At 67.1% G+C, this 16,553-nt stretch carries 17 protein-coding genes and 1 pseudogene; 8 read left to right on the forward strand and 10 right to left on the reverse strand.

The window, feature by feature from the left end:
- Positions 1-34: 34 nt before the first annotated feature.
- Positions 35-373 carry a P-II family nitrogen regulator gene (locus HWX62_RS21560; protein ID WP_006398637.1) on the forward strand — a complete coding sequence of 113 codons (339 nt, stop codon included), beginning with the start codon at positions 35-37 and terminating at the stop codon, positions 371-373.
- A 177-nt stretch (positions 374-550) separates the two neighbouring features.
- Here HWX62_RS21560 and HWX62_RS21565 read toward each other — a convergent pair whose 3' ends face one another.
- A complete protein-coding gene (locus HWX62_RS21565) occupies positions 551-1,630 on the reverse strand; it encodes a porin (protein WP_175930539.1) in 1,080 nt (359 codons plus the stop codon).
- 542 nt (positions 1,631-2,172) lie between these two features.
- Positions 2,173-3,096, reverse strand: a complete 924-nt coding sequence (locus tag HWX62_RS21570) for a LysR family transcriptional regulator (RefSeq protein ID WP_175930540.1) — start codon at positions 3,094-3,096, stop codon at positions 2,173-2,175.
- 136 nt (positions 3,097-3,232) lie between these two features.
- Here HWX62_RS21570 and HWX62_RS21575 point away from each other — a divergent pair, with 136 nt between their 5' ends.
- Positions 3,233-3,730 (forward strand): GNAT family N-acetyltransferase, encoded by a 498-nt coding sequence (locus HWX62_RS21575; protein WP_175930541.1) that lies wholly within the window; start codon positions 3,233-3,235, stop codon positions 3,728-3,730.
- A 63-nt stretch (positions 3,731-3,793) separates the two neighbouring features.
- Here HWX62_RS21575 and HWX62_RS21580 read toward each other — a convergent pair whose 3' ends face one another.
- The 4 genes from HWX62_RS21580 to HWX62_RS21595 all read right to left on the reverse strand — a co-directional run bounded on the left by HWX62_RS21580 (position 3,794) and on the right by HWX62_RS21595 (position 7,004).
- A complete protein-coding gene (locus tag HWX62_RS21580; RefSeq protein WP_175930542.1) occupies positions 3,794-4,573 on the reverse strand; it encodes an ABC transporter ATP-binding protein in 780 nt (259 codons plus the stop codon).
- A gap of 18 nt (positions 4,574-4,591) precedes the next feature.
- Positions 4,592-5,305, reverse strand: a complete 714-nt coding sequence (locus HWX62_RS21585; protein ID WP_175930543.1) for an ABC transporter permease — start codon at positions 5,303-5,305, stop codon at positions 4,592-4,594.
- Complete coding sequence (gene hisQ / locus HWX62_RS21590; protein WP_175906212.1) at positions 5,302-5,991, reverse strand: histidine ABC transporter permease HisQ; 690 nt, start codon at positions 5,989-5,991, stop codon at positions 5,302-5,304. Before hisQ ends, HWX62_RS21585 begins: the two co-directional genes overlap by 4 nt.
- A 230-nt stretch (positions 5,992-6,221) precedes the next feature.
- Positions 6,222-7,004: an ABC transporter substrate-binding protein gene (locus HWX62_RS21595; protein WP_175930544.1), complete on the reverse strand. Its 783-nt coding sequence runs from the start codon at positions 7,002-7,004 to the stop codon at positions 6,222-6,224.
- Positions 7,005-7,369: 365 nt separating this feature from the next.
- Here HWX62_RS21595 and HWX62_RS21600 point away from each other — a divergent pair, with 365 nt between their 5' ends.
- Positions 7,370-8,074 carry a pirin family protein gene (locus HWX62_RS21600; protein WP_175930545.1) on the forward strand — a complete coding sequence of 235 codons (705 nt, stop codon included), beginning with the start codon at positions 7,370-7,372 and terminating at the stop codon, positions 8,072-8,074.
- A gap of 67 nt (positions 8,075-8,141) precedes the next feature.
- On the opposite strand, the gene HWX62_RS21605 is transcribed toward HWX62_RS21600, so the two are convergent.
- A complete protein-coding gene (locus tag HWX62_RS21605) occupies positions 8,142-8,696 on the reverse strand; it encodes a periplasmic heavy metal sensor (protein ID WP_175930546.1) in 555 nt (184 codons plus the stop codon).
- Positions 8,697-8,920: 224 nt separating this feature from the next.
- On the opposite strand from HWX62_RS21605, the gene HWX62_RS21610 reads away from it, so the two are divergent.
- Together HWX62_RS21610 and HWX62_RS21615 are read left to right on the forward strand one after the other, a co-directional pair.
- A complete protein-coding gene (locus HWX62_RS21610; RefSeq protein WP_006493394.1) occupies positions 8,921-9,646 on the forward strand; it encodes a response regulator in 726 nt (241 codons plus the stop codon).
- A pseudogene (locus tag HWX62_RS21615) lies at positions 9,630-10,947 on the forward strand (ATP-binding protein). The gene HWX62_RS21610 and the pseudogene HWX62_RS21615 overlap by 17 nt, the downstream one beginning before the upstream one ends.
- 42 nt (positions 10,948-10,989) lie before the next feature.
- On the opposite strand, the gene HWX62_RS21620 reads toward HWX62_RS21615, so the two are convergent.
- Entirely contained in the window at positions 10,990-11,256 is a 267-nt protein-coding gene (locus HWX62_RS21620; protein WP_175930548.1) for a hypothetical protein, read from the reverse strand.
- 502 nt (positions 11,257-11,758) lie between these two features.
- On the opposite strand from HWX62_RS21620, the gene HWX62_RS21625 reads away from it, so the two are divergent.
- Both HWX62_RS21625 and HWX62_RS21630 read left to right on the forward strand, forming a co-directional pair.
- A complete protein-coding gene (locus HWX62_RS21625; protein WP_175930549.1) occupies positions 11,759-13,516 on the forward strand; it encodes an ABC transporter permease subunit in 1,758 nt (585 codons plus the stop codon).
- 22 nt (positions 13,517-13,538) lie between these two features.
- A complete protein-coding gene (locus HWX62_RS21630) occupies positions 13,539-14,876 on the forward strand; it encodes a nitrate/sulfonate/bicarbonate ABC transporter ATP-binding protein (protein WP_175930550.1) in 1,338 nt (445 codons plus the stop codon).
- Positions 14,877-14,946: 70 nt separating this feature from the next.
- Here the strand turns inward: HWX62_RS21630 and HWX62_RS21635 are convergent, their stop codons facing one another.
- The gene (locus HWX62_RS21635) at positions 14,947-15,453 is read right to left on the reverse strand and encodes a hypothetical protein (protein WP_175930551.1); all 507 of its coding nucleotides are present in this window, start codon (positions 15,451-15,453) and stop codon (positions 14,947-14,949) included.
- Positions 15,450-16,001, reverse strand: a complete 552-nt coding sequence (locus HWX62_RS21640; protein WP_059824981.1) for a hypothetical protein — start codon at positions 15,999-16,001, stop codon at positions 15,450-15,452. Before HWX62_RS21640 ends, HWX62_RS21635 begins: the two co-directional genes overlap by 4 nt.
- A 289-nt stretch (positions 16,002-16,290) precedes the next feature.
- Between HWX62_RS21640 and HWX62_RS21645 the strand changes: the two genes are divergently transcribed.
- Entirely contained in the window at positions 16,291-16,500 is a 210-nt protein-coding gene (locus HWX62_RS21645) for a hypothetical protein (protein ID WP_175930552.1), read from the forward strand.
- Positions 16,501-16,553 lie beyond the last annotated feature (53 nt).

Raw genomic sequence — 16,553 nt, forward strand, 5'->3', positions numbered from 1 at the left:
TTTTCATCCAAACGAGCATTGAGGGACAACCATCATGAAACGCATCACCGCCATCATCAAGCCGTTCAAGCTGGACGAAGTCCGCGAAGCGCTCGCCGAAGTGGGTCTCACGGGCCTGACCGTGACGGAAGTGAAGGGCTTCGGCCGCCAGAAGGGCCATACCGAGCTGTATCGCGGCGCCGAATACGTCGTCGATTTCCTGCCGAAGATGAAGATCGAGGTGGTCGTCGCGGAAGCGCAGGTCGATCAGGTGATCGACGCGGTGATCGGTGCGGCGCGCACCGGCAAGATCGGCGACGGCAAGATCTTCGTGTCGGACGTCGAGCGCGTGATCCGCATCCGCACCGGCGAAGAGAACGAAGCGGCGGTCTGAGCGCCGCGTCAGCGCCATTCGAACGCTTCGCGGCCGCTTCGGCCGATCGGGCCACGGGCCGCACGAACCGGCCGCCCAAGAAAAAACGGTGCGGATACCCGGTTGGGTACCGCACCGATACGCGCCTCTCGCAGCAGCGTGGAAAGTGTTGTCGAATCGTTCTTTGACGGCGCCTGATCAGAACAGGTGCTGGATGCCGGCGTAGACGCCGGTCTGGCTGCCGCCCGGATGCGGGTTGCCCGTCGACACGGCGGTGCCTGCACCGTTTGCGTTCAGGCCGAAGTTGGCCGTCGAGCTGTTGCGCACCGTCGCGACCTGGACGTCGAACAGCGTGCGCTTCGAGATGTTGTACGAGCCGCCGACCGTGTAGATGTTCGCGTTGCCGCCGCCGTGGTTCGCGTTCACGTGATACACGGCCGCGATCAGCGCCGCTGCCGGCGTGGCCTGCCACGTCACACCGCCCCACACCTGTTGCGTACCCGTCACGCCGGCGTTCACTGCCGGGCCGCCGCTGCCGTCGGCGCGCGATGCCTGGTAGGCCGCCTGAACCTTGAACTGGCCGAGGAACACGTTCACGCCCGCGAAGTATTCGCGCGAGTAGTTGAACACGTCCGAGAAGCGGCCGTTGCTGTCGCGCGTTTCGTCGTAGATGCCGCGCAACTGGAACAGCGAATTCGTGTAGGTGACCTGACCGCCCATTGCACGGCCCGGTTGGCCGGCCGTCGTGTTGCCGTTGAAGCTGGTCGAGTTCGAGAACGAGAACTGGCCGTAGAAGTCGAGGCCGTAGAGCGACGGCGACTGGTACGACACGTTGTTGCTGGTCTTGTTCCAGTTGCGGCCGCGCACGAGCGAGGCCGTCGACCAGGCCGACTGGCCGAACGGGTCGAAGTCCCACACGCCGTTGGCGATCGCGAGCTCGCGACCCAACAGCAGCGTACCGTAGCGGTCGTTCGAGATACCGACGGTCGCGAAACGATCCCAGATCGAGCCGCTGAAGCCGCCCGTCATCGTGTTGAACGCGCCTTCGAGGTGGAACAGGATCTTGTTGCCGCCGCCGATGTCCTCGCTACCCTTCAAGCCCCACAGGCTCGTGCCCCAGTCGCCGCTTTCCGCGCGCACTTGGTGGCCGTTCTGCAGGCCGTTCAGGTACTCGATGCCTGCATCCAGGCGGCCATACAGCGTGACGCTGCTCTGCGCGTGCGCCGTCACCACCCCAGCAGCCATCAGCGCGGCCGCGACCAAAGCTTTCTTCATCATCTCCTCCATACCCTGTCAAAAAGTCAACCCAGACTGCACGAGATGCCCGGAGCGCGAGCGCCGGGCAAAAGCGGGATAACCAGGGAGACCTCGTGCAGGGCCGGTAAGCGCGGCACGCGGGCAAGCAGACGGAAAACCGTTGAGCGGTCCCGCGCAGCCGGGTCGGCCTGCGGGGTCTCCTTGTAGTGTCGTGAAGCTAAACTACATTTCACGAACTTCGTTTTGCTACTTTGGTTACTAATTTAGCAAAAATACAATTTTGTGGCGATGGAAATCGTTGTTTGACTAACCGCTGTCGCCAAATTGCCATGCAACACGGTGCGCAACACGGCTCCCGAGGGTTCCCGATGACCGGAAAACCCTTGTTCTACAAGGGAGACAGGGATTTCGCGGGTGTGGGTCAAGGATTGCCACTATTGACGTTGCCGAGGCGCCGGCGTAAGCGCGAAAGTCGCGAAATTGGTAAGTATTTCGTAATGATTCGGGCGATTGCGAGCATCGCCGATCGGCGCCCGGAACGCCCGTCCTGCCACGCGCGGCGCTTAGTCCGGGTGCGGCCGTGCGTCGAGCAAGTGGGCGCGGATCCAGCGGTGCGCATCGGTGCGCGCGTGCTTCGCGTGCGAGTAGACCTTCACCGTGTAGCGCGGGATCTCGAACGGCGCGGGGAAGATGCGGATCGGCGCCGCGTGCCGCAGCGCCTGCGCGGCGCGATTCGGCACGGTCATCAGGAGTGCCGACTCCGCGATCACGAACGGTGCGGCCAGCACGGTCGGCAACTGTACGGCCACCTGCCGCGCGAGGCCGAGCCGGTCGAGCACGTAGTCGACGACGCCGCGCGGCTCGTTCCACGGCGTGACGACCACGTGGCGGGCCGCCAGATACTGGTCGAGCGTCAGCCGCCGGCCGATGTGCGGATGCGCGGCGCTCGCGATCACGACGTAGTCGTCGGAGAACCAGTCGAAATCCTCGATGCCCGGCGCGTCGGCCGCCGTTTCCTCGTGGTAGCCGAGCGCGAAGTCGATACGGCCGGCCGCGAGCTCGTCGACGGAAATCTTGCGGTCCGAATGGACGACGCGGATCCGCAGGTGCGGCGCCACGTGCTGGATGCGGGCGAGGAATGCCGGCAGCACCGCGAACGCCGTGTAGTCGGTCGCGGCGAACACGAACGTGCGATCGCTTTGCGCGGGATCGAAGCGGCGCGCGCGGGCGAGCCCCTTCGACATCGCGTCGAGCGCGTCGCCGGCCCACGTGGCGATGTCGTCGGCGCGCACGGTCGGTTGCATCTCGTTGCCGAGGCGCACGAACAGCGCATCGCCGATCGCGTCGCGCAGCCGGGCGAGCGCATGACTCAACGCCGACGGGCTCAACGCGAGCTCGTGCGCGGCCGCCGCGACCGACCGGTGGCGGTACAACGCGTCGAACACGAGCAGCAGGTTCAGGTCGAGACGGCGAAGGTCGGGATGCATATTGTTCAGATACGGATGAAGAAACTGCACTTCCTGCAGATGTGGCGTGAACGTAGCATGACGGTTCGAACGGCGCCAGCGCGGGGCGCGGCGCCGCTTGTCCGTTTCACATCCGGGCCGGAGGAGGGCTCAACCCGTGCAAATCGATATCCGTTGCGCCACCGTTGCCGACGTGCCGCTGATCCTGCGCTTCATCACCGAACTGGCCGTCTACGAGAAGGCGGAGCACGAAGTCGTCGCGACGCCCGAATCGCTCGAGCGCAGCCTGTTCGGCGAAGGCTCGCCGGCGCGTGCGCTGATGTGCGAGGTCGATGGCGAGCCGGCCGGCTTCGCCGTGTATTTCTTTTCGTATTCGACGTGGCTCGCGCGGCAGGGGCTGTATCTGGAGGATCTGTACGTATCGCCGCGTTTTCGCGGCGCCGGCGCGGGGCTGCGGCTGTTGAAGGCGCTCGCGCGGATCGCGGTCGAGTCGGGCTGCGGGCGTTTCGAATGGAGCGTGCTCGACTGGAACGAGCCGGCGATCCGCTTCTACGAGGGCGTCGGCGCGGCGCCGCAGAGCGAATGGGTGCGTTACCGGCTGGCGGGCGACGCCCTGCGCGCGTTCGCCGACGCCACGCCGGTGAGCGCCGCGTAAACGCAAGACGGGCGCCGCGCGGCGAACCGCGGGCGCCCGTTCGGGCGGGGTGCGTGACGGGCGTTACTTGAGGCTGCCCGACAGGAACCCGCGCAGGCGTTCGCTCTTCGGGTTCGCGAACACCTCGGCCGGCACGCCTTCTTCCTCGACGCGGCCCTGGTGCAGGAACATCACGTGATTCGACACGTTGCGCGCGAAACCCATCTCGTGCGTGACGACGATCATCGTGCGGCCTTCCTCGGCGAGCTTCTGCATCACCTTCAGCACTTCGCCGACGAGTTCCGGGTCGAGCGCGGACGTCGGCTCGTCGAACAGCATCACGTCCGGATGCATCGCCAGCGCACGCGCGATCGCCACGCGCTGCTGCTGGCCGCCCGACAAATGCGACGGGTACTGCTTCTCGACGCGCGGCGCGAGTCCGACCTTCTCGAGATACACGCGCGCACGCTCCTCGGCTTCCTTCTTCGGGATGCCGAGCACGTTCACCGGCGCTTCCATCACGTTCTCGATCACGTTCATGTGCGACCAGAGGTTGAAGTGCTGGAACACCATCGACAGCTTGGTGCGCACGCGCTGCAGCTGCTTCGGATCGGCCGCGCGCAGCGCGCCCGTCTTGTCGAGCGCGGTGCGCACTTGCTCGCCGTCGACGAAGATGCGGCCCGCGTTCGGCTGCTCGAGGAAGTTGATACAGCGCAGCATCGTGCTCTTGCCGGAGCCGGACGAGCCGATCACGCTGATCACGTCGCCCGAGTTCGCCCGCAGCGACACGCCTTTGAGCACCTCGTTGTCGCCGTACCGCTTGTGGAGATCGTCGACGAAAAGCTTCTGGGTCTGGGAATTCATCAATATTCCTGCGAAAACTTACTTGCCTTGCGGGCGCAGATACGCGAGCCAGCGGCGCTCGGCCTGGCGGAACAGCCACACGAGCGTGAACGAGATCGCGAGGTAGAGCAGGGCGGCGATGCCGAACGCGTGGAACGACATGTAGGTCGCCGAGTTCACGTCGCGCGCGATCTTCAGGATGTCCGGCACGGTCGCGGTGAAGGCCACCGTCGTCGCGTGCAGCATCAGGATCACTTCGTTGCTGTACAGCGGCAGCGCGCGGCGCAGCGCCGACGGCAGGATCACGCGGCGATACATCGTGAACGTGGACATCCCGTACGCGCGCGCGGCTTCGATCTCGCCGTACGACGTCGCCTTGATCGCGCCCGCGAAGATTTCGGTGGTGTACGCGCAGGTGTTCAGCGTGAACGCGAGCAGCGTGCAGTGCATCCCGTCGCGGAAGAATGCGTCGAGCATCGGCGTGCCGCGCACGGCCTGCAGGCTGTAGAGGCCGGTGTAGCAGAGCAGCAGCTGCACGTAGAGCGGGGTGCCGCGGAACACGTACGTATACAGCCACACGGCGCCCGACAGCCACTTCTTCTTCGACACGCGCGCGACCGCGAGCGGCACCGACAGGCAGAAGCCGAGGCCGATCGACACGACGAGCAGCCACAGCGTGATCGCGACACCGGTGATGCGATAGCCGTCGGTGTAGAGATAGTTGCGCCAGTATTCTTGGATGAGTTCGATCATAGGTCAGCCTTGCGGACACCGGTCGAGTAGCGCTTTTCGAGCCACATCAGCACGAAGTTCGAGATCGTCGTGATGGCGAGGTAGACCGCTCCCGCGATCAGCGTGAAGAAGAAGAACCGCAGCGTGCCCTTGCCGGCGTCCTGCGACGCCTTCACGACGTCGGCCAGGCCGATGATCGACACGAGCGCGGTGGACTTCACGAGCACCTGCCAGTTGTTGCCGATGCCCGGCAGCGCGAAGCGCATCATCTGCGGGAACATGATCCGCGCGAACACCTGCCAGTTCGTCATCCCGTAGGCGCTGCCGGCCTCGAGCTGGCCGCGCGGCACGGACAGGAACGCACCGCGGAACGTCTCGGTGAAGTACGCGCCGTAGATGAAGCCGAGCACGAGCACGCCGGCGAGGAACGGGTCGATGTCGATCTGGTCCCAGCCGAGCGCGTCGGTCGCCATGTTCAGCCAGATCTGCAGGCTGTAGAACAGCAGCAGCATCAGCACGAGATCGGGCACGCCGCGGATCAGCGTCGTGTAGACGGTGCCGATGCCGTTCGTCACGCGGTTGCGCGACAGCTTCGCGCCGGCGCCGAGCAGCCCCAGCAGGAACGACAGCGCAAGCGAAAGCACCGCCAGCTTGACGGTTTGCCAGGTGCCGGCGAGGATCAGCGGGCCGTAGCCTTGTAGAAACATATGGGGTCCCTGGTGTGGTCCCTGAGGGCGCACGCAGTGCGCCGCGAAAGACGCGTCCGCCAAGCTGCGCGGAACGCCCCGTGCGTATCATGACCGTCCGCCCCGGCAACGGTGCCGGGCCCGCCCGTCGCGCGAGCGGCGGGCAAGGGGGCGGGCGGCGCGTGGTTGACTGCCTGTACTGCGCGGAACGCGGGGCCGCCCCCGCATCCGTTGCTTCTTTCCGTCCGCGTTCAGCGGGCCGGTGCCGAATAGACGCTGAACGAGAAGTACTTGTGCGACAGCCGGTCGTACGTGCCGTCCTTGTGCATGTCGGCCAGCGCCTTGTTGATCCTGAGCTTCAGGTCGGTATCTTCCTTGCGCAGGCCGATCGCCGTGCCGTCGCCGATCGTCTTCGGATCCTTCACTTCCGGCCCGGCGAACGCGAAGCCCTTGCCGCGCGGCGTGCGCAGGAAACCGTAGTCGGCCTGCAACTCGTCCTGCAGCGTCGCGTCGAGGCGGCCCGAGCCGAGATCGGCATAGACCTGGTCCTGGTTCTGGTAAGGAATGATCGTCACGCCCTGCGGTTCCCAGTACGCTTTCGCGAAGGTTTCCTGCGTCGAGCCCTGCTCGACGCCGACGCGCTTGCCTTTCAGCGACGCGACCGTCGGCAGCAGCGGCGAGCCGGTCTTCGCGATCATCCGCGCGGGCGCGTCGTACACCTTGTCGGAGAAGTCGATCTGCTCGCGACGCTTGTCCGTGACGGTCAGCGACGACACGATCACGTCGTACTTCTTCGCCTTCAGCGCCGGGATGATCCCGTCCAGATCCTGCGCCACCCACACGCATTTCACGTTGATCCGCTTGCAGATTTCCTTGGTGAGATCGACGTCGAAACCGACGATCTCGCCGCTCGGCGCGGTCGACTCGAACGGCGGGTAGCTGGCGTCGACGCCGATCCGCACGGTCTTCCACTCCTTCGCGAAGGCGCTGCCCGCCACGAGGGCGAGGGCGGCGCACAGGGCGGCCTTCTTCATTTCCATCCTTCTGTTGCTGACTTTCCGGGGGCGCTCGCGGCCGGTCGGACCGGGCGCCGCGGCGTATTCTAGACGGCCAAAAATCGCCGATCGGCGCTGTGGCGTTGGCGGCCGCCGGAAGGGCGAACGCCAAAAGGGCGGTATTTTACCCGAACGCGATACGCGGAAAACGGCAATCCGGCGCGATCGACCGATTCCTCGAATCGGTTGTTGCGACAATCGTGGTATTCGCAACGAATACTTCGGCAATTGATTGCGCGGGTGCAACGATGCGGTGCGCAGGCGGCGGATTGTGGCGCTTTCGGCACCCCCCTACAGTGGAGGTAAACCCGAACAGAACATCTGCACCCCGAGCGTCCTCCCCCATGTTCCAGATCCTGCGCGCCGAAGACCGTTGCCACACGCACCACGGCTGGCTCGAGTCGAGTCACAGCTTCTCGTCCGTCTCCCGCGCCGGGCATGCGCCGGTGCGTCCGCCCGTCGGCGCGCTGTGCGGGCTGAGCGAGGACCTGATCGCGCCGACGCGCGGCTTCGGGATGCAGCCGCGCCGCGACGTGGAGATCGTCACTTACGTACTGGATGGCGCGCTTGCGCACCGCGACAGCCTCGGCTGCGGCGCGATCGTCCGGACCGGCGGCATCCAGCGGATGAGCGCCGGCACGGGGCTCGTGCACAGCGAGACCAACGCGTCGCGCGACCGGCCGCTGCATCTGCTGCAGATCTGGCTGCAGCCGGCCGAGCGCGGCGGGCGGCCCGGCTACGAGGAACGGCGTTTCGCCGACGACGAGAAGCGCGGCCGGCTGAGGCTCGTCGCGGCGCCCGACGGCGGCGACGGCGCGCTGTCGATGCGGGCGGACGCCCGCATCTTCGCGGGGCTGATCGACGGCGACGAGACGGCGGCGCTCGACGTGCCGGCCGGGCGCAGCACCTACGTGCACGTGGTGCGCGGCGAGCTCGAGGTCAACGGCCGCGCGCTGGCCGCCGGCGACGGCGCGCGAATCGGCGCGGTGGACGCGGTGACGTTCGCGCGCGGCCGGACGGCCGAGGTGCTGGTGTTCGACGTCGCCTGAAACGAACGAGGGGACGCAGGCGGTGCCTGCGTCCCCTTCGATGCCGCTGCCGGAGCGGCCCGCCGGCTTACTGCGCCGGCGCCGACGCGCCCTTGGCGGCCGCGCGATGCTGCTCCCAGCGCTCCTTCATCTTCGCGTGGCGCTGCTCCATCTTCGCGAACTGCTGCTTGAGCGCCGTGCTGACCGTCGTCTTCTGTTGATCGTTCAGCCCGTTGTAGAACGTGAGCCACGCGGCGGACGTCTGCTCGCGCAGTTGCGCGTTCTGCGCCTCCGCCTGCTGGCGTGCCGAGTGCATCGCGCTCAGGTCGAGGATCGGCTGGTTCTGTTGCGCCTTGAACTGCTCGCGCATCTGCTCGTGGTTCTTGCGCATCGCGTCACGGTTCTGCTTCATCGTGTTGACGGCCGCCTGCCATTGCTGCTCCTGCGACGCGTCGAGCTTCAGCTGATCGTGCAGTTTCATGATTGCGCCGAACGGGCCGCCTTCGTGCCCGTCGTGCATCCGGTGCATGCCGGGGCCGCCCGGCGGCGGCATGTCGCCGGGCTGCGCCGCATGCGCGGTGCCGAATGCGAGAGCGAGCACGGTGGCGGCCGCGATGGCCACGCGGGAAGTCTTCTTATACATTTCAGAAACTCCTTGTATCCAAAGGGTCCGGCGATGCGGGGCCGGGAAAGCCGGGTACCGCATCCGGTAAGACGCAGGTTAGCGATGCGGGCCCCGGCCGTTGTTACGCGGGGTGGCGGCCCGGTTACCGGGCATTACAGTTCCCTTGCGCGGTAACCCGCAGTAACCCTTTCGTCCCTTTGTTTCGTTCTTCGACGCCGCCCTCGCGCGGTAAACTTCGAGCCATGACTACCCAGATCCTCATCGTCGACGACGACCAAGAACTCCGAGACCTGCTGCGCGACTATCTCGTGCGCCAGGGAATGGAAGTGTCCGTGCTGCACGACGCGGCGACGCTCGAGAAGCGCCTCGAGCGCGAGCGGCCCGACCTGATCGTGCTGGACCTGATGATGCCGGGCGTGGACGGCCTGACCGCGCTGCGCCAGTTGCGCGCGGCCGGCGACGACATTCCCGTGATCATGCTGACCGCGCGGGCGGACGACGTCGACCGTATCGTCGGGCTCGAGCTCGGCGCGGACGACTACCTCGGCAAGCCGTTCAACCCGCGCGAGCTGCTCGCGCGCGTGCAGGCCGTGCTGCGCCGGCGTCGCGCGACGCCGTCGGCGGCGGCGCCCGAGCAGCGCGAGCCGTTCGCGTTCGGCCGCTTCCTGCTCGACTTCCAGGCACGCACGCTGTCGGTCGACGGCAAGCCGGCCACGCTGTCGAGCAGCGAATTCGCGCTGCTGAAGATTTTCGTGAACCACGCGCTGCGCACGCTCACGCGCGAGCGGCTGCTCGAGCTGCTGCACGGGCCCGAGTACGACGGAACCGACCGCGGCATCGACGTCCAGGTGTGGCGCCTGCGCCGCATCCTCGAAACGGATCCGTCGACGCCGCGCTTCATCCAGACGGTCCGCGGGCGCGGCTACGTGTTCGTGCCCGACGGCGAGGCCCATGCGCAAACCCATTGATTCGCTGTTCGGGCGGCTCGCGCTGCTCGTCGTCGGTGTCCTGCTCCTGTCGCACTTCGCGTGGTTCTTCGGCGATGCGGCTCGAGCGCAGCCAGATGCAGACGCGCTACGCGGTCGAGGAGGCCGCGTTCCTCGTCGACGCGGTGCGCCAGCACGTCGAGCGCACGCCCGACCAGCCGCTGCCGTCGCGCGTGCGGCTCGTGTCGCCGGACAGCGCCGACGTGCCGAAGGGCGGCGATGCGGGGCTGCCGCCGCCGCTGAAGCGGTTCCGCGACGACGTGAGCGAGCGCATGCCGCCCGGCACGCAGGTCGAGGTCGGCACGCCCGGCCATCCGCCGGTGCTGTGGGTGAAGGAGCCGACCGACCGCAACTGGATCGTGGTGCCCGTGCAGCCGCTGCGGCCGCCGCGCTCGCTCGACCGGATGCTGCTGTGGCTCGGCACGATCTTCTCGGCCGGCGTGATCGCCGCGCTGTTCGCGGCGTGGCAGCTGCAGCAGCCGCTGCGCTCGCTGGCGCGCGCGGTCGCGCGCTTCGGCCGCGGGCAGCCGGTGCCGCCGCTGCGCGAACGCGGCCCGCGCGAGCTGCGCCAGCTCACGCGCGGCTTCAACCAGATGGTGGAACAGGTGTCGCAGGCCGAAAACGATCGCGCGGTGATGCTGGCCGGCGTCGCGCACGACCTGCGCACGCCGCTCGCGCGGATGCGGCTGCGCGCGGAAATGATGGACGACGCGCGGCTGCGTGACGGCGTCGTGCGCGACGTGGACTCGATGTCGCACATCGTCGACCAGTTCCTGGTGTTTGCGCATGGCGGGGCCGACCGCAGCGAGCCGGTGCCGGTCGACGACGCGTGCGAGCGGATCGCGCGCAGTTATCGAGCGGTCGCGCCGAACGCGCCGACGGTCCAGACGCGGCTGGGGGCCGATCCGGGCTTCCGGCTGCCGACGGCGACGCTCGACCGGATCCTGTCGAACCTGCTGGACAACGCACATGCGTACGGCGCGCCGCCCGTGGTCGTCGAAACGGCGCGCACGCCGAGCGGCTACGTGCTGTCGGTCAGCGACAGCGGCGGCGGCATCGCGCCGCGCGACCTCGCGGCCGCGACGCGGCCGTTCGTGCGGCTCGATCCCGCGCGGGGCGGCAATGGCCACAGCGGGCTCGGGCTCGCGATCGTCGAGCGGCTCGTGCTCAGGCTGGGCGGCGCGTGCGACATCGGCAATCGTCCCGAAGGCGGCCTGCGGGTATCGATGACGTTCCCGTTCGAGGCCGTGCCGAAGGACGAACCCCACGCAGAGGCCGCGTGAGCGGCCGCGGCGCCCGCCCGGCGGGGCAGGCGCCGCGCGGCATCATTCGCCGAACAGCGTGCCGAGCGTTTCGGCCGCGTTGCTGTCGATCGTGTTGTAGGTCACCGTGGTGGCCTCGAAGATGTAGACGGTCGTATACCGGCCGAGGCGTTCCAGGATTTCCTCCTGCAGCGATTCCGGCACGATGTTCATGTTCAGGTACCACGCCGTCGACGACAGCCGTGTCTGGAACGACCCGTACTCCTGCATGAGTTCATAGAACGCGTCGGCATCCTGATCGCGACAGACGATCACCAAGTTTCCTGCCATTCCCTTCCTCCCGCTCGTCGGTCGATCCCCGAGCCTGTTGCGTGGCGTGTGCGTACTGCGGCGACACGCCCGAACAGAGCGCCGGGGGCCAGCCCCGATCATACCTGCTTCGCCGTATCCCGCTGCGGACGCAGGACACGGTTTGTGCCCCGCGTACGGGTGGCGGGTTCACGGCCGGGCCGGATCACGGCATAATTCGGGCCTGCGTGCCGGCCGCGGGACTGCGGCCGGGTTGCTCCGCACCGCGCGCCCGCCATCCGCCCATGCGACGGGCACGATCCATGCGCTGCCCGCGCCGTTCCGGGACGGTTGTACCTGAAATACAGGTTGGTGTAGTGTCGTGCCGTCGCGGCCCGGCTCGCCCGGCCGCGGCAGCGCATGCGCGCACGGCGCGCCGCGCGTACGCCAGATCGCCAGTCAATCGAATTACCGCGCCCGTGCGCTTTGCCATGAATCAACATCGACTGCCGGCTTCGTTCGGCCTTGCCGGGGAGGGCGCCTGATGAACGTCGGATTCTTCAATCCGAACCGGACCGCCAACGCATCCGCGTGGCGCGTGTTGCCGAACCGGTGGGACTTCATCGCATTTCCGCTGATCATCTGCCTGATCGCGATGGCGGTGGTCGGCTTTCACGAGACGATGGCGCCGATCGGCGTGCTGCAGACGCAGAAGATCTCGCTCGATCCGTCGAACCTGCCCGAATACGCGCTGCGCACCACGCTGCGGATGCTCGCCGCGATGGTCGCGTCGCTCGCGTTCACGCTCGTCTACGGCACGCTCGCGGCCAAGAGCCGCCGCGCGGGCATGGTGCTGATCCCGATCCTCGACATCCTGCAGTCGGTGCCGGTGCTCGGCTTCATCTCGTTTACGGTCACGTTCTTCCTCGCGCTGTTCCCGAGCCGCGTGCTCGGCGCCGAGCTGGCCGCGATCTTCGCGATCTTCACGAGCCAGGCGTGGAACATGACGTTCAGCTTCTACCAGTCGCTGCGCACGGTGCCGCGCGACCTGGACGAGGTGTCGCGCGGCTTTCACCTCACCTCGTGGCAGCGCTTCTGGAAGCTGGAGGTGCCGTTTTCGATGCCGGGCCTGATCTGGAACATGATGATGTCGATGTCGGGCGGCTGGTTCTTCGTCGTCGCATCGGAGGCGATTACCGTCGGCAACCAGACGATCACGCTGCCGGGCATCGGCGCGTATCTCGCGCAGGCGATCTCGGACAAGAACTTCGGCGCGATCGGCTGGGTGATCCTGACGATGACCGTCGTGATCCTCGCGTACGACCAGTTCCTGTTCCGCCCGCTCATCGCGTGGGCCGACAAGTTCCGGATGGAGAACACCGCATCGGGCGATGCGCCGCAATCGTGGCTGCTCGATCTCGTGCGCCGCACGCGCCTGATCCATCAATTGCTCGTGCCGGCCGGCTGGTTCTTCGCGAAGGCCGCGCGGATCCCGCTGCGCCTGCCGCTGTCGGGCGCGATGCGCTTCACGCTGCCGAAAGTCGAGAAGAAGGCGTCGCGCACGGTCGACATCGCGTGGGCGGGGCTCGTGCTGATCGGCACGGCCTATATCGTGTGGCGCGTCGTCAGCTTCGTCGCGACCGGCGTGACGATGGCCGAGGTCGGCCACGTACTCGTGCTCGGGCTGATCACGCTGCTGCGCGTGGTCGTGCTGATCTCGATCGCATCGGTGATCTGGGTGCCGATCGGCGTGTGGATCGGGCTGCGTCCGAAGCTGGCCGAGAAGCTGCAGCCGCTCGCGCAGTTCCTTGCCGCGTTCCCGGCGAACCTGCTGTTCCCGGTGTTCGTGATCGTGATCGCGCGCTTCCATCTGAACGCGGATATCTGGCTGTCGCCGCTGATCGTGCTCGGCACGCAGTGGTATATCCTGTTCAACGTGATCGCCGGCGCGACGTCCTACCCGAACGACTATCGCGAAGCGGCGACCAATTTCCGGATCCGCGGCTGGCAGTGGTGGCGTCAGGCGATCCTGCCCGGCATCTTCCCGTACTACGTGACGGGCGCGATCACCGCATCCGGCGGCGCGTGGAACGCGAGCATCGTATCGGAAGCCGTGCAGTGGGGCAGCACGAGGATCGAGGCGCACGGCCTCGGCGCCTACATCGCGCAGACCACCGCCGCCGGCGATTTTCCGAAGATCATCCTGGGCATCGCCGTGATGTCCCTGTTCGTTACCTTGTTCAACCGCCTGCTGTGGCGCCCGCTGTATGCCTTCGCCGAAGCGAAGCTGCGGCTCGACTGAGACCGATTGAGAGCGAAACGCGATGCACAATCCGAATGCTGTAAACGCCCCCGTCCAGACGTCCCAGCCACCGCGCCTCGGTGAAGAGATCCTGCGCGTCGATCACGTCTGCCGCGGCTTCAACAAGACGCAGGGCGAACTGCTCGTGCTCGACGATGCGAACCTGTCGCTGCGCGAAGGCGAGATCGTCGGCCTGCTCGGCCGCTCGGGCTCGGGCAAGTCGACGCTGCTGCGCATCATCGCCGGTCTGATCGAGCCGACCGGCGGCGAAGTGACCTATCTCGGCAAACCGCTGCGCGGCCCGGCCGAAGGCGTCGCGATGGTGTTCCAGACCTTCGCGCTGTTCCCGTGGCTCACCGTGCTGCAGAACGTGGAAGCCGGGCTGGAGGCGCTCGGCGTCGGCGCACGCGAGCGGCGCGAGCGTGCGCTCGCCGCGATCGACCTGATCGGTCTGGACGGCTTCGAGAACGCGTACCCGCGCGAGTTGTCGGGCGGGATGCGCCAGCGCGTCGGTTTCGCGCGCGCGCTCGTCGTCGATCCGACGATCCTGCTGATGGACGAACCGTTCTCCGCGCTCGACGTGCTGACGGCCGAAACGCTGCGTACCGACCTGCTGGATCTGTGGACGCAGGGCCGCATGCCGATCAAGTCGGTGCTGATCGTCACGCACAACATCGAGGAAGCGGTGTTCATGTGCGACCGGATCCTCGTGCTGTCGTCGAACCCGGGCCGCGTGATCGCCGAGATCAAGGTGCCGTTCAAGCATCCGCGCAATCGTCTCGACCCGGCGTTCCGCAAGCTCGTCGACGACATCTACGCGAAGATGACCGCGCGTCAGACCGGCGAAGCGACGAAGAAGGGGCTCGAACTCGGCAGCTGGCTGCCGCAGGTGTCGACCAACCTGATGGCCGGCCTGATCGAGACGCTCGCGATGGCGCCGTACCATGGCCGTGCGGACATGCCGGAAATCGCGCGCACGCTGCATCTGGAAGTGGACGACCTGTTCCCGATCGCGGAAGTGCTGCAGTACCTCGGCTTCGCGGACGTGCGCGAAGGCGACGTGTTCCTGACGCCGCCGGGGCGCGTGTTCGCGGAATTCGGCACGCAGGAGCGCAAGCTGATGTTCGCCGATCATCTGCTGAAACATGTGCCGCTCGCCGCGCGGATCAAGAAGGTGCTGAACGAGCGCCCGGGCCACCGCGCGCCGCGTGTGCGCTTCGAGCAGGAGCTCGAGGATTTCCTGTCGGACGGCGCGGCCGAGGAAACGCTCGATGCAGTGATCGACTGGGGCCGTTACGCCGAGATCTTCTCGTACAACGACCAGACGGAAATCTTCAGTCTCGAGGACGTCGAGTCCTGATGCGGTTGGGGCGCTCGGTGTACCCGGCATCGCAGAACGCCAAGGGCGCCCCGCACGACGCATCGCACCGTTACTGCAAATTCCCCCACCGATCGACCGCCGGTTCCGCCGACGCCCACTTCCAGTGCGTGCCTTGCTGGCACGCATTCGCGAAATACCAGTCGGCCTTGTCGCCGTCCTTCACCGAGAACGCGAACTCCTTGCACAGCGCGAGCGCCGACGCGTACGCGCGCGTGACGCGCACGTCGCCTTCGCCGTTTTCCAGCGGCAGCGTGTTCTTCACCTTCCACGGCTTCACTTCGCCGACGGCCAGGCTGCCAGCCACCTTCGCGATCGCATCCTGCTGGTTTTGATGGAGCTGCTTCATCGTGCGGTTGACGGCTTCGTCGGTCGCGGCCTGCACGGCAATCCCGACGCCGACGCCGACCGCCGGGTTCGCGGTGACGAGGCCCGTCGCCGCGCCGGCCAGTGCGCCGCTCGCCGCGCCGACCGATCCGCAGCCCGACAGCGCGGCCGTCGCCGCGCACAGCGCGCCGATCGTCGCGATACGGATCGCGATACGGATCGCGATGCTCATTGCAGCGCGCCCCAGCGCTCGGTCGCCGGCTCGGCCGACGCCCATTTCCACACGGGCCCGTCGCGGCAGATGGTGGCGACGTAGAACGCCGATTGCGCGGCCTTGTCGGCCTTCGCCGGCGTGTCGACCGCGAACACGATTTCCTTGCAGTCGAGCGGGCCGATGCTGATCATCCGGCTGACCGTCACGCGGCCTTGCTCGTCGTCCTCGATCGGGAACGAATGGTGCGTCGACCACGGCGCGACGCCGCCGACATCGAGCGGGCCGGCCGCCTTCGCGATCTGTTCCTGCGTGTAGCGATGCGCGACGCGTTGCGTGTACTGGACGCCCGCCCGCGCGCCGGCGACGGCGCCGAGGCCGATGCCCGTCGCGACGGCGGCGTTGTTGGTGACTTTGGACGCGATCGCGGCGCCCGCGATACCGGCGCCGGCTGTCGCGCCTTCGCTGTACAGCGAATTGCAGCCGGACAGCAGTGCGGCCGTGGCGATCGCGGCCAGCACGACGCGCGCCGGCGTGGCCCGGCGCGGCGATTCGAAACGAATGTTCATCCCTGAGTGCAAGTCCTGTCTGGGTGAGCGGCGACGCATGCACGCCCCTGATGCCGCGTCATTGTTTCGCAATTGTCATAGGAAAACTGCAAAGCTTTGACAAATCGCCGCGCGCCAGGCCGCGTGCGCGCGGGCGGCGTTATTGTCGGATAGATGCTGGACGAGGGGTCGAAACGTTACAAATTGAAGGTAATTGTTACCTTCGCGTGCGACGAGGCGACCTAGACTGTTTTGTTATGGAATGTTTCTACGACGGCCTCGAGCCGCGCCGCATATGAGACACCCAGCCATGCGCCGTTCCAAACGGTTGTCACACCGGCCGCCCGACGCGGCGGCCGGCCATCCGGAAGACCGCCCGCGTCCGCAGACCGACGCGCCCTCGGCACCGCCCGCGGGCGTGCCGGACGAGACGCCGTCGGACGGCGATCACAACCAGGGTGGTGCCCGCCCGGAAGGGCTCGACTATCAGCGCGATCTCGGTCAGGAGCAGGACGCTTGATACGGTCGTCGCCGCATTCCACCGCCGTATTTCATTGCAATTCTCGGAACTGA

The organism is Burkholderia sp. BCC0506, from assembly GCF_902833145.1.
Classification (GTDB): domain Bacteria; phylum Pseudomonadota; class Gammaproteobacteria; order Burkholderiales; family Burkholderiaceae; genus Burkholderia.

Excerpts from the sequence above, each read along its gene's own strand:
- HWX62_RS21560 (WP_006398637.1), top strand. The coding sequence starts at position 35 with ATGAAACGCATCACCGCCATCATCAAGCCGTTCAAGCTGGACGAAGTC.
- HWX62_RS21565 (WP_175930539.1), bottom strand. The coding sequence starts at position 1,630 with ATGATGAAGAAAGCTTTGGTCGCGGCCGCGCTGATGGCTGCTGGGGTG.
- HWX62_RS21570 (WP_175930540.1), bottom strand. The coding sequence starts at position 3,096 with ATGCATCCCGACCTTCGCCGTCTCGACCTGAACCTGCTGCTCGTGTTC.
- HWX62_RS21580 (WP_175930542.1), bottom strand. The coding sequence starts at position 4,573 with ATGAATTCCCAGACCCAGAAGCTTTTCGTCGACGATCTCCACAAGCGG.
- HWX62_RS21585 (WP_175930543.1), bottom strand. The coding sequence starts at position 5,305 with ATGATCGAACTCATCCAAGAATACTGGCGCAACTATCTCTACACCGAC.
- hisQ (WP_175906212.1), bottom strand. The coding sequence starts at position 5,991 with ATGTTTCTACAAGGCTACGGCCCGCTGATCCTCGCCGGCACCTGGCAA.
- HWX62_RS21595 (WP_175930544.1), bottom strand. The coding sequence starts at position 7,004 with ATGAAGAAGGCCGCCCTGTGCGCCGCCCTCGCCCTCGTGGCGGGCAGC.
- HWX62_RS21600 (WP_175930545.1), top strand. The coding sequence starts at position 7,370 with ATGTTCCAGATCCTGCGCGCCGAAGACCGTTGCCACACGCACCACGGC.
- HWX62_RS21605 (WP_175930546.1), bottom strand. The coding sequence starts at position 8,696 with ATGTATAAGAAGACTTCCCGCGTGGCCATCGCGGCCGCCACCGTGCTC.
- HWX62_RS21610 (WP_006493394.1), top strand. The coding sequence starts at position 8,921 with ATGACTACCCAGATCCTCATCGTCGACGACGACCAAGAACTCCGAGAC.
- HWX62_RS21620 (WP_175930548.1), bottom strand. The coding sequence starts at position 11,256 with ATGGCAGGAAACTTGGTGATCGTCTGTCGCGATCAGGATGCCGACGCG.
- HWX62_RS21625 (WP_175930549.1), top strand. The coding sequence starts at position 11,759 with ATGAACGTCGGATTCTTCAATCCGAACCGGACCGCCAACGCATCCGCG.
- HWX62_RS21630 (WP_175930550.1), top strand. The coding sequence starts at position 13,539 with ATGCACAATCCGAATGCTGTAAACGCCCCCGTCCAGACGTCCCAGCCA.
- HWX62_RS21635 (WP_175930551.1), bottom strand. The coding sequence starts at position 15,453 with ATGAGCATCGCGATCCGTATCGCGATCCGTATCGCGACGATCGGCGCG.
- HWX62_RS21640 (WP_059824981.1), bottom strand. The coding sequence starts at position 16,001 with ATGAACATTCGTTTCGAATCGCCGCGCCGGGCCACGCCGGCGCGCGTC.
- HWX62_RS21645 (WP_175930552.1), top strand. The coding sequence starts at position 16,291 with ATGCGCCGTTCCAAACGGTTGTCACACCGGCCGCCCGACGCGGCGGCC.